The sequence below is a fragment of the Actinacidiphila sp. bgisy160 genome (assembly GCF_965342435.1).
GTDB lineage: Bacteria > Actinomycetota > Actinomycetes > Streptomycetales > Streptomycetaceae > Actinacidiphila.
Genome location: NZ_CBDRCM010000073.1, coordinates 20,917 through 31,606, shown reverse-complemented (window position 1 = coordinate 31,606; position 10,690 = coordinate 20,917). Strand labels below are relative to the sequence as shown.

Sequence of the window (10,690 nt, the reverse complement as noted above, 5' to 3'; positions counted from 1 at the left end):
AATTGGGGGTGCCCCCAGTGGCCGGGGACCCCCCCCCGCGGCTCATGACCGGTCAGAGCGTGGCGAGCACCGCGAACGGGTCGGCCGCGCCGCCGTTGCCGACGGCGGCGATCCGGCGCCGCAGGGTGAACGCGGCGCCGGGTTCGATCGTCACCTGCCGCTGGGTCATCACCCAGATCCCGCAGGCGTACGCGGTGAAGCCCGGCTCGTCGTAGAGCAGCCCGTACGTCTGGCCGTCGGAACCGGTCATGCCCACCCAAGGCGCCGTCGGCTCGAAGTCGGCCGGGGCGGAGGCGGTCACGGTGCCGTGCCCGGCGACGCCGCTGCGCTGGCCGGCGCCGTCGTGGTCCAGCACGTCGCCCAACCAGAAGGTGCGGGCCTGCGTTCCGCGGTTGGTGAAGACGCTCTCGGCGGTGACCCAGGGCTCGCCCTCGCCGATCGTGAAGATCGTGACCACCTCGACGTCGGGGACCTGGGTGCCGGCGCCGGTGGCCCGCGCGGAGGCGACCGGGCCGCCCGCGGAGAGCACCTCCAGGGCGGTGGACCGCACGGTCAGCTGCTGCCACGCGTTGCTCCCGCGCGGCCGCGCCGTCGAGGCGTACGGCAGGTTCATCCAGTCCAGCTGGTCCAGGTGGCCCACGGCGGCCAGGTCCAGCGGCTTGCCCAGGGTGACCCCGGGCAGCTGGGGGTCCTGGGAGCCCGCCGACACGGCCAGCGACAGCATGCCGTTGGACAGCGTGACGTCCGTGGCCGCCGCCTGCGACTGCGGCCCGGGCACCGGGCGGCCGGTACCGGCCCGTACGGCGGCGCGCGTCATGGCCACGTCGCCCCGGGTCTGCACGCCCGCGCGCACGACGGCCGTGGCGGCCACCGGTTCGTAACCGACGCCGCCCACGGCGACCCCGTACTGTCCGGGCGGCGCGAAGGCCATGTACTCGCCGGTGGTGTCGGTGGTGACGGACGCGAACCGGGTGCCGTCCGCGGCCGTGACCGTCACCTGGACGTTGGCGAGCGGCGCGCCGGTCACCTTGTCGGTGATGCGCCCCACCAGCCCGTCGCCGGCGTCGATCCGCCGGGCACCGGGGAGTCCGTCGCGCACCTCGAAGGCGGCGATGGTGAACGCGGGGGAGGCCGCGTCGTCGCCCTTGAGGACGATGCGCAGGTCGGCGCGCCACCGGTCGCGGGTCACGTCGCACATCACGTAGCCGCGATAGGTGCCGTTGTAGAACTTCACGTGCGGGTTGGCGACGAGACCGGCGCGCACGTCGGCGTCCCAGCCGGCGCCGGAGGAGATCGACGTGCCGACGAACTCGGTGGCGACGACCGGTGCCTGGGGGTCGTCGAAGTCGGTCTTGAGGTCGTTGACCCAGTGGGTGTGCCAGTCGCCGCTGAGGACGACCGGGTTGGCGACGTCGTGGCCGGCGAGGAAGTCCAGGATGCGGGCGCGGGCACCCGCGTACCCGTCCCACTGGTCGAGGTTGACGATCTTCCCCGGGCCGAGGTCGTAGTCGAAGGCGGCCATGATGGTCTGCTGGGCGATGACGTTCCACCGCGCCTTGGAGCGGTCCAGGTTGCCGAGCAGCCACTTCTCCTGCTCCGGGCCGGTCATCGTGCGTTCCGGGTTCCAGACCTCGGGACCCGGCTCCTTGCGCCCGTCCCCGTACGCCTGGTCGGTGCGGTACTGGCGGGTGTCGAGCACGCTGAACTCGGCGAGCCTCCCGAACCGTACCTGACGGTACATCAGCGCGTCCGGGCCGGTGGGCCGCTGCTCGGGCCGCAGCGGCAGGTGCTCGTAGTACGCCTGGTAGCCGTTGGCCCGGCGCTCCAGGAAGGGACGGCCGTCGCCGGTGCCGCCCGGCACGCCGGCCGCGTAGTTGTTCTGGACCTCGTGGTCGTCCCAGGTGACGAAGAACGGGAATCGTGCGTGGGCCGCCCGCAGTTCCGGGGAGGTTTTGTAGAGGGCGTGCAGCCGGCGGAACTCGGTGAGGCTGCCGCCCGTCGTCTCGTAGATGTAGTCGCCGAGGTGGAGGACGAAGTCGAGGTCCTGTTCCGCCAGGTCGCGGTAGGCGGGGTAGGCGCCGCCGGTCCACGACTGGCACGACACGAACGCGAAGCGCAGCCGGTCGGCCTTCGCCCCGGGCGGCGGCATGGTCCGGGTGCGGCCGGTGCGGCTGCGGACCTCGCCGTACTGGAAGCGGTACCAGTACCAGCGGTCGGGGGCCAGGTCGTCCACGACGACGTGCACGGTGTGCGCGGACTCGGGCAGCGCCGTCACCGCGCCGCTCGCGACGACCTTCCGGAAGGACTCGTCCGTCGCCACCTCCCACCGCACCTCCACGGCCGTGGCGGGCATGCCGCCCGTCTCCGCGTCGAGCGGGTCGGGCACCAGGCGGGTCCACAGGACGACGCTGTGGTGGTCCGGGTCGCCGGAGGCGACGCCGAGCGAGAAGGGCGCGGGGTCCAGTTCCGCGGCGCGCGCGGCGAGCGCCTCGGTCAACTGGCCCGCGGCCAGGACGCCGAGAGTGCCGCCCGCGAGGGCGAGGAACCGGCGGCGGTCGAGGGTGCGCAGGGCAGGGCTGGTAGTCACGTCCGAAGATCGTGCAGCAGGCACACGTCCGGACGGGTGTCGCCGCCGGGAAGGGAGGGTGTCCAGCACATGGCGAGCGCGGTCAGCGTTGTGCGGGCGACTCCACGCAGGGGTGATGGGCACCATCCTCGCGAGTGCCGCGTCCTCGATCGGGGCGCCTGCGAAGGGGCGGCCACCACGCTCGGCGTCCCGGTCGCGTCGGCGGTCGCCGTCCTGCTCCTCCTGCCGACTGTCGTTGTTCCTCTGAGTCCGAGTCCTCCGGCCCCGGTGCCCGGTTCAGGGCGTCAGACCCGCCAGGACGGTACGGGCGGCGGCGCGGAACTCCTCGTCGTCGCGGATGATGTCGATCTGGGTGCCCGATCCCACGATGCGGCGCTCCCCGTCCGCGAGTTGGCGTACGCGGTCGAGCTGGGCGGCGGTGAACGCGGTGGGTCCGAGGGCGGCGAGGACCTTCAGCGCGGCGAGCGCGGAGTGCGCGTACGCGCCGGGCGCGAGCGACGCCAGGACGCGGTCGACGAGTTCCGTGAGCGGGACGCCGGCCGGGCGGTCACTGCCGGGGTGCAGGGCCACCAGCGCACGGGCGGCGGCCGGGGCCGTGGCCGGGCGGTCGAGCATCGACAGCAACCGCGGTACGGCCGCCCGCGCGGCGGGCCCGACGAGGGCGGCGACCTCGGCGGCCCGCCTGGCGGTGCGCTCGCCCCAGGGCTGCTCGGTCCAGGCCAGGCCCTCCAGGATCACGGGCAGCACGGCCTCCCCGTCAGCCGTCAGCTTCCAGACCGCGGCGGCCGCCGTCAGCGCCGCCTCCACCGCGGGAACGGTGGACCGCGTCTCCACCGGTTCGGCCAGCAGCGCCCGTAGCCGGGGAAGCAGCGGACGCGCCTGCTCGCCGAGTGGTGCGACGGCGCCGACGAAGTGGTCGCGCCGGTCGTTCGGCTCGTCGAGGGCCGCCTCCAGCACGGCGAGCAGGGCTGTGGCGTCGCCCGTCAGCGAGTGGAGCGCGGTTGCCGCCCCCTGACGGTCCGACCGGCGTCCGGACCCGGCGCAGGCCCGCAGCGCGGTGACCACGTCCGGGTCACGCCCGGCGTCGGCGACGGCGGCGAGCGCCCGGCCGACCACGAACGGGTGATGGGGGAGGGCGTCGACCAATTCGGGCAGCGCGGCGCGGGCGGACCGCCCCCAACCCGCCAGGAGGCCCGCGAGGTAGACCGGTTCGTTGACGGTGTCGAGGCCACCCGCCACCAGTGGCCGGCGCGCGGGGGGCGTCGCGGACCCGGCTGTCCGGGCCGCGAGCCGGGCGCGGACGGCGTCGAGCAGCGCCGCGGTGCAGGGCAGTGGGGCCGGAGGCTTGAGCGTGGCGCGACGGAAGGCGGCTTCCAGGGCCCGCGGCCGGCTCCCGAAGTGACGCGCGAGGAGGTCCGCCGCCTCGGGCGCGCCCAGCCACACCAGGGCGGCCAGGGCGCGGTCGGCGTGCTCACCCGTCCCCTCGGCGAGGCCGACCAGCGGGGGCACCGCCTGCGGCGCGGGCAGGGCCCAGTCGCGTACCGCGTCGATGACCATGCCTGCGGTGTCCGGGTGGTCGAGCAGTGGCAGCATCGCGGGCAGCAGCCGTGCCGGGGCGGTCCGGGAGCGCAGCGCGAGGCACTCGGCCGCCCATGTCGCCTCCCCGGCGGCCGCCTTGGGGTCGCCTGCGCGTACGGCTTCCACCGCGCCGTCCAGCGCCGAGACGGCGACGTCGATTGCGGCTGCGGCGTCGCCCCGCTCGTGCAGTCCGATGAGCAGGGCCCGCAGCGGCTGCCGTTCCCACGGGTCGCCCGCCGCATGGCGGCCCAGTGGCGACAGCTCCGCCACGACGGCACCCAGCCCGTCGTCCCACGGACGGCCGGTGTCCACGACAGCCAGCAGCGCCGCCACACGAACCTGCGGGGACTCGTCCGCACACGTCGCGGCCGCACACAGATCGTCGGCCGCGTCGGGGCCGACCGCGGCGCACGCGGTCAGCACCCCGGCCCGAACCGCCGGGACGGCCTCCGCCTCCCAGCGCTGTCGCAACGCCGCCGCGGCTGCCGGTCCGGCCCCCGGCCCGCACTGGGCGACGGCCCAGGCCGCACACTGCTGTACCTCGGGGTCGGTGTCCGACAACAGGGGCAGCAGCAGCGGAAGCTGCCCGACGACCGCGGCACGCGCGGCGCCCGGCCGTTCCGGATCGTGCTCGTCCGTGCTCTCGGCGATGGCGCCCACCATGCCGAGCAGCTCGGCGCGGCGCACATCCGCTGCCGCGAGCCGCGCCAGGAAGGGCACAGCCGGCACCGTTGCCCGGTACACCGTGCCCTGGTGCACGAGGCTGCTCCACAGCTCCTGCTCGGCCTCCTCGGCGGACTCCTGATCCGTGGAGGCCAACGCCCGCAGCAGGGCAGGGACATCACCGGCGGGGCCGTAGGCATGGTGCAGGTCCGCCCAGGCAACGCTGTCCAGGCCGGCGAACACGGTGTCGAGATCCATGTCGCGGATCCTTCCACAAGGGTCCGACAACGCCGGGCCCTACGTGCGGCGCAACGGCCTCGCCGAGCACGCCGCCTTCCTCGGGGCCGGCGAGCTCGCCCGGCTGCGGACGCCGGCCGAGGAACACCCCTGCGTCGGCGACGTCCGCGGCCGCGGACGCGGCCTCATGCTCGGCTTCGAACTCGTCGAACTCGTCGAACTCGTCGACCCGGTCCCGCCCCGGTCCCGGCCCCGGCCCCGCCCCGGGCCGCCCTTCACCTCCCGCCCGGCGCCTGCGGGCCTCGGCCGCCTACACGCGAGCAGCGGCGACGCTGCGTCCGCGGTCGGTCTCCGGGAACCGGTCGAGCATGGCGCGCAGTTCCGCGCCGTCGACATTGGCGCCGAAGGGCTCGGTGCCCGGTTCCAGGCGGACGCCCTCCGCGAGCGGGCCCGCGACGACGGGGTCGAAGCCGAGCGCGTCCACCAGGCGGGCGACCTCGGCGAGGTCGGCGGGGTCGTCGCCGGCGATGGCGATCGCCTTGCGGCCGGGCGTCCCGGCGGGCCGGGCTCCGTCCTCGAGATCGTGGTAGCCCATGTGGTTGAAGGCCTTCACGACGCGCGAACCCGCCAGGAACGCCTGCACGGTCTCGCTCGACGACGTGCGCGGGTCGGTGAGGTCGTCGCGTATGCCGTCGACCTCCCACCAGTAGTTCATCGCGTCGATCACGAGCTTGCCGCTCAGCGCCTCGGCCGGGACGGTGCGGTACTTGCCCAGCGGGAGGGCGAGGACCACCAGGTCGGCCCGGGCGGCGGCCTCGGCGGCGGTGACCGCGACCGCGCCCGGGGTGAGGACCTCCACCGTGAGCGCGATGGCGGCGGGGTCGCCCGAGCCCGCGATCAGCACGCGGTGGCCCGCGGCCAGGGCCAGCCGGGCCAGCACGGTCCCGACCTTGCCCGCGCCCAGGATGCCGATCGTGCGCACGCCCTCGGTGTCCATGTCGTCTCCGTTCCTGTTCCTGCGTCAGTGGGGGCGTCAGCCCGCGAGGATGTCGCGGACCATGGGGATCACCTTTGTGCCGTACAGCTCGACGGCCCGCATGCGGGCGCTGAGCGGCTGCGGTCCCACGGTGTAGATGAGGTCGAAGCGGCCGACCCCGAGCTCGCCGACGGCCTTGGCGATCTTGCGGGCGACGGTCTCGGGGGAGCCGACGTAGAGGGAGCCGTGCTCGAGCTCGGCGTCGAACTCCTCGCGGCGGACCGGCGGCCAGCCGCGCAGCCTGCCGATGCGGTCCCGCATCACCCGGTAGCTGGGCCAGTACCCCTGCCGGGCCTCCTCGTCGGTGTCCGCGACGAAGCCGGGCGAGTGCATCCCCACCGGGTGGGCGGTCGTGCCGAACTGCTCCGCCGCGCGCCGGTAGAGGTCGATGTAGGGCGCGAAGCGCGCGGGGGCGCCGCCGATGATGGCGAGCATGAGCGGGAATCCGTAGCGCGCGGTGCGGACGACCGACTGGGGCGAGCCGCCCACGCCGACCCAGGTCTGCAGCCGCCCGGACTCGGTTTTCGGGAAGACGTCCGCGTCCTGCAGCGGCGCCCTCGTGGTGCCGCTCCAGGTCACCGGCTTCTCGTCGAGGAGCTTCGCGAAGAGCTCGATCTTCTCCTCGAAGAGCACGTCGTAGTCGCTGAGGTCGTACCCGAACAGGGGGAAGGACTCGGTGAAGGACCCGCGGCCGAGGATCACCTCGGCCCGGCCCCGCGAGAGGGCGTCGACGGTGGCGAAGCGCTGGAAGACGCGGACGGGATCGTCGGAGCTGAGGACGGTCACGCCGGAGCCGAGCTTGATGCGCCCGGTGCGCGTGGCGATGCCGGCGAGGACGGTCTCCGGGGTCGACACCGAGTACTCGGGGCGGTGGTGCTCACCGAGCGCGAGGGCGTCGACGCCGATCTGGTCGGCCAGGACGGCCTCGTCGAGGACCGCCCGGAGGGAGGCCGCGTGGGAGACGGGCGCACCGGTGTCGTCCACCGGCACGTCGCCGAACGAGTCGAGGCCGAAGAGGAGGTCAGACATCGGAGGCTTCCTTCGTGAGCAGTTCGCGCACCATCGGCGCCACTTCCCGGCCCAGGAGCTCGATCGTGCGGGCGCGGGCCTGGCGGGGGAGGTGCATGATGTCGTATTTCAGGTCGAAGCGGTTCAGGTGCAGGTCGCGGGCGACCCGGACGATCTTGCGCGCAACCGTCTGGGGGGAGCCGACGAAGAGCGCGCCGTCGGCGACCTCCGCCAGGTAGCGCTTGTACGACGGCCGGTAGAAGCCGCGCTCCTCGGAGAACGCGGCCACGACCGGCTCCCAGTACCGCCACCAGGTCTCGACCGCCTCCTCGTCGGTGTCCGCGACGAGGCCCAGGGAGTGCTGGCCGATGGGCCGGGCGGGGTGCCCGTGCTGCTGGAGCCCGCGCCGGAAGAGGTCCACGTGGCCGGCGAAGCGCTGCGGGCGGCCCCCGATGATCGCCAGCATCAGCGGCAGCCCGTAGCGGGCGGCGCGCAGGGTGGAGTTGGGGCTGCCGCCGACACCGATCCAGGTGGGGATGCCGCCCTCGCGCATGCGCGGCCGGAGGTGCTGGCCGACCAGCGGGCTCCGGACGGTGCCGGACCAGGTGACCGTTTCCTCCCGCTGCAGGCGCATGAACAGGTCGAGCTTCTCGTCGAAGAGCCGGTCGTACTCGGACACGTCGTGACCGAACAGGGCGAACGACTCGGTGACCGAGGCGCGACCGAGGACGAGCTGGGCGCGGCCGTCCGACACCGCGTCCAGGGTGGAGAACGCGTGGTAGAGCCGCACCGGGTCATTGGTGCTGAGCACGGTCACCGAGGTGCCGAGCTTGACGCGCTCGGTGGCGGTGGCCATCGCGGACAGCAGGACCGGGGTGGCGGTGTCCATGTGTCCGGGCCGGTAGTGCTCCCCGACGCTGAAGACGTCGAGCCCGGCGGCGTCGGCGAGCGCGGCCTCCTCGACGAGCAGCCGGACGGTCTCGGCGTCGCTCAGTACGCGTCCGCCGTCCGTCGCGACCTCTCCGAACGAGTTGAGACCCAGTTCGAAGGCAGCGGGTGTCATGGTCCCCTCCTCCCTGCCTCCGGAACGGTTCCCCGCCCGGCGGCCATTTGATTGACGCGTCAAGCATGCAGGGATATGATTGACGTGTCAAACAGAAGGGGGCTCATGGAACGCGGACACGGGCCACTGCCCACCACCGAGGAACTCCGGATCTGGCGTGACTTCATCGAGACCACCGAGCGGCTCCGCTCCCACCTGACGTCGCGCCTGCACGTCGACTCCGCCCTGTCCCCCGGGGACTACGCGGTCCTGCTCGCGCTGCACGAGGCCGACGGCCACCGCCTGCGCTCCTCCGACCTCGCGGTGGCGATCGGCTGGGAACGCAGCCGCCTGTCCCACCACCTCGGACGCATGGAACGGCGCGGGCTGATCCGGCGCGTGGAGTGCACCACCGACAGCCGCGGCGCCGAGGCCGTCCTCACCGACGACGGTGCCAGGGCCTTCCGGCGCGCCACGCTGCCGCACCTCAGCGCCGTCCGGGAGATGTTCGTCGACGCCCTCACACCGGAGCAGACGGCCGCCGCGGGCGAGATCGCCCAGGCCCTTCGCGGCCGGCTGGACGCCGCCTCCGGCCCCAGGTGAGGTCCCTCTCGCCGGCCGCCCGGGGCCGGTGCCGTCAAGGCCGGGCGTACCGGTCGCCGATGACACCGCGCAGGCCCGCCGCGTCGCGCAGGGCCTGCCCGCGCGCCGCCTCGTCCTCCCAGGCCGTCATGTCGGGGAGGGTGGGGATGCAGACGAGTTCACCCATGTCCAGACCGACGAGCGCGGCGCGGACGAGGTCGTCGGCGTCGACGAACGACTCCTGCGGGAACAGATCGGAGTCCACCCCGGAGGCCTCGAAGAACTCGGTGCGCACGGGTCCCGGCAGCACGACCTGCACACGGATCCCGCCGCCCTCGACCTCGCGTTGCAGGGCCCGGGAGAAGTGAAGGTCGTACGCCTTGCTCGCGGCATAGGCGGCCCCGCCGGGCGGGGCGTGGAACGCGCCGATCGACGACACGTTGATCAGCGTGCCCGAGCCGCGCCTGTCGAAGGCGAGCAGTGCCGCCCGGGACAGCCGGGTCAGCGCGAGCACGTTCACCGCGACGAGCCGGTCCAGGTCCGCGGGCGCCGCCTCACGCAGCGGCCCGAGGGCTCCGAGTCCGGCCGCGTTGACGACCACGGCGAGGTCCTCGTGCTCGAGGACGGTCCGTTCCACCCGGGCGAGGTCGCCCGGCTCGGCCAGGTCGGCGGCGAGGACGGTCCCCTCCAGACCGGTCTCCCGCCGGACGGACTCGGTGAGCGCGGCCAGCCGGTCCGCGCGGCGGGCGACCAGGATCGGCGCGAAGCCGCGCCGGGCCAGCTGCTCGGCGTAGGAGCGCCCGATCCCCGAGGACGCACCCGTGATCAGCGCGGCGTGGGTGCGGTCTGCCTGTTCACGGGTCATGGGCACCTTCCGGGGGAGTGGCGGGCCCGTCCCGCCGTGCGGACCCGGTCCTTCCATCGTCGTGCCCCGGAGCCCGCCGCGCCGCACGGGCGGCGGGCCCGTCGCGGCCACCCACGCGCGTCATGCCTCCGGCGACGACCGTCAGACCCGGTTACGGCGCTCGTACGCAACCCGGAAGCCGAGCCGGAGCATGTCGTGCAGCGAGGAGTTGTGGGTGCCAGGTGTATCGGCGCCGGTCTCGGCGGCCGGCACGCGGCAGCCGAGGTCGCGCGCCGCCCTGGCCCGGGCGGCCGGCAGGGCGGCCTGCCGCCGGCCGGAACACGGCCCCCGGCGGGAGGGGCCGCGCGGAACGCATATCGGCAAAGTGACGCGCGTGATCCCCGTGGCGGGACACCGGCCGTTCGGGACCGGCACCCGCACGAGCCCCCGGGCGTCGCGCGGGTGGCAGGGGACGGCTCAGTCGATGCGTGCGCAGAGGTCGTCACTGGACGCGTGCACCATGGTCACGGTCTTGTGCCCGGTGACGCCGATGTCCATGGTGTACACGCCGTCGATGATGTAGAGGCCGCGCGCCAGGGTGCCCCCGGCCTGACCGAAACCGACCAGTACCGGGCCCCGAACCGACCAGTGCTGGGAGCCGTCGGGACGGTACTCGACGATCGCCCGGCCACCTGCGTCCGCGTCGTACGAGGCGCCGGTGGCGCTGTTCGTCACCCGTACGACCAGGTCGCCGCGGTACGCCGCCCGCTTCACCGACCCGTCCGGGTAAGTGTCCAGGACATGCCGCACCACCTCGTCGACGACGGCCTCGCCGTGGACGGGGAAGTCGCAGCGAAGACCGGCGGACACGTCCCAGGGCAGGGAAGGTACCGGTTCCCAGCCGCGACCGGCGGCGGTTCCGGTGTCACCTCCGGCCGGTGCGGCCGTGGCCGGCGCGGAGGCCAGGAAGGCTGCGGCGATCACCGACAGGGCTATGGCGGTTCTGCGCATGATCTCTCCTTGCGGAAGTGAGGCGTCAAGACGATCCGAGCGGCAGCCTCACCTCCGCGACTGACCGGATTCTCACCACCCCGCAGACCGCGGCACCGGAGT

At 74.1% G+C, this 10,690-nt stretch carries 8 protein-coding genes and 1 pseudogene; 2 read left to right on the top strand and 7 right to left on the bottom strand.

Annotation, left to right across the window (positions count from 1 at the left end; all coding sequences use genetic code 11):
• Positions 1–52: 52 nt before the first annotated feature.
• Positions 53–2,587 carry an alkaline phosphatase D family protein gene (locus tag ACRWNP_RS33890; RefSeq protein ID WP_431968306.1) on the bottom strand — a complete coding sequence of 845 codons (2,535 nt, stop codon included), beginning with the start codon at positions 2,585–2,587 and terminating at the stop codon, positions 53–55.
• A 276-nt stretch (positions 2,588–2,863) separates the two neighbouring features.
• Positions 2,864–5,086 carry a hypothetical protein gene (locus tag ACRWNP_RS33885; RefSeq protein ID WP_431968304.1) on the bottom strand — a complete coding sequence of 741 codons (2,223 nt, stop codon included), beginning with the start codon at positions 5,084–5,086 and terminating at the stop codon, positions 2,864–2,866.
• Between the two features lie 40 nt (positions 5,087–5,126).
• On the opposite strand from ACRWNP_RS33885, the pseudogene ACRWNP_RS33880 reads away from it, so the two are divergent.
• Positions 5,127–5,321: pseudogene (locus ACRWNP_RS33880) on the top strand (aspartate aminotransferase family protein); the annotation flags it as partial.
• Positions 5,322–5,375: 54 nt separating this feature from the next.
• Here ACRWNP_RS33880 and ACRWNP_RS33875 read toward each other — a convergent pair.
• From ACRWNP_RS33875 to ACRWNP_RS33865, 3 genes are read right to left on the bottom strand one after another with little or no spacing between them, the layout of a single operon-like run.
• Positions 5,376–6,062: an NADPH-dependent F420 reductase gene (locus tag ACRWNP_RS33875; protein ID WP_431968302.1), complete on the bottom strand. Its 687-nt coding sequence runs from the start codon at positions 6,060–6,062 to the stop codon at positions 5,376–5,378.
• Between the two features lie 36 nt (positions 6,063–6,098).
• Positions 6,099–7,130, bottom strand: coding sequence for an LLM class flavin-dependent oxidoreductase (locus ACRWNP_RS33870; RefSeq protein WP_431968300.1), 1,032 nt, complete (start codon positions 7,128–7,130; stop codon positions 6,099–6,101).
• Positions 7,123–8,172: an LLM class flavin-dependent oxidoreductase gene (locus ACRWNP_RS33865; protein ID WP_431968298.1), complete on the bottom strand. Its 1,050-nt coding sequence runs from the start codon at positions 8,170–8,172 to the stop codon at positions 7,123–7,125. The genes ACRWNP_RS33870 and ACRWNP_RS33865 overlap by 8 nt, the downstream gene beginning before the upstream one ends.
• Positions 8,173–8,277: 105 nt before the next feature.
• On the opposite strand from ACRWNP_RS33865, the gene ACRWNP_RS33860 reads away from it, so the two are divergent.
• Positions 8,278–8,754, top strand: coding sequence for a MarR family winged helix-turn-helix transcriptional regulator (locus ACRWNP_RS33860; protein WP_431968296.1), 477 nt, complete (start codon positions 8,278–8,280; stop codon positions 8,752–8,754).
• A gap of 34 nt (positions 8,755–8,788) precedes the next feature.
• On the opposite strand, the gene ACRWNP_RS33855 is transcribed toward ACRWNP_RS33860, so the two are convergent.
• Positions 8,789–9,598: an SDR family NAD(P)-dependent oxidoreductase gene (locus ACRWNP_RS33855; protein ID WP_431968294.1), complete on the bottom strand. Its 810-nt coding sequence runs from the start codon at positions 9,596–9,598 to the stop codon at positions 8,789–8,791.
• A 456-nt stretch (positions 9,599–10,054) separates the two neighbouring features.
• The gene (locus ACRWNP_RS33850) at positions 10,055–10,588 is read right to left on the bottom strand and encodes a hypothetical protein (protein WP_431968292.1); all 534 of its coding nucleotides are present in this window, start codon (positions 10,586–10,588) and stop codon (positions 10,055–10,057) included.
• Between the last annotated feature and the right edge of the window lie 102 nt (positions 10,589–10,690).

Excerpts from the sequence above, each read along its gene's own strand:
- ACRWNP_RS33850 (WP_431968292.1), bottom strand. The coding sequence starts at position 10,588 with ATGCGCAGAACCGCCATAGCCCTGTCGGTGATCGCCGCAGCCTTCCTG.
- ACRWNP_RS33875 (WP_431968302.1), bottom strand. The coding sequence starts at position 6,062 with ATGGACACCGAGGGCGTGCGCACGATCGGCATCCTGGGCGCGGGCAAG.
- ACRWNP_RS33860 (WP_431968296.1), top strand. The coding sequence starts at position 8,278 with ATGGAACGCGGACACGGGCCACTGCCCACCACCGAGGAACTCCGGATC.
- ACRWNP_RS33885 (WP_431968304.1), bottom strand. The coding sequence starts at position 5,086 with ATGGATCTCGACACCGTGTTCGCCGGCCTGGACAGCGTTGCCTGGGCG.
- ACRWNP_RS33865 (WP_431968298.1), bottom strand. The coding sequence starts at position 8,172 with ATGACACCCGCTGCCTTCGAACTGGGTCTCAACTCGTTCGGAGAGGTC.
- ACRWNP_RS33870 (WP_431968300.1), bottom strand. The coding sequence starts at position 7,130 with ATGTCTGACCTCCTCTTCGGCCTCGACTCGTTCGGCGACGTGCCGGTG.
- ACRWNP_RS33855 (WP_431968294.1), bottom strand. The coding sequence starts at position 9,598 with ATGACCCGTGAACAGGCAGACCGCACCCACGCCGCGCTGATCACGGGT.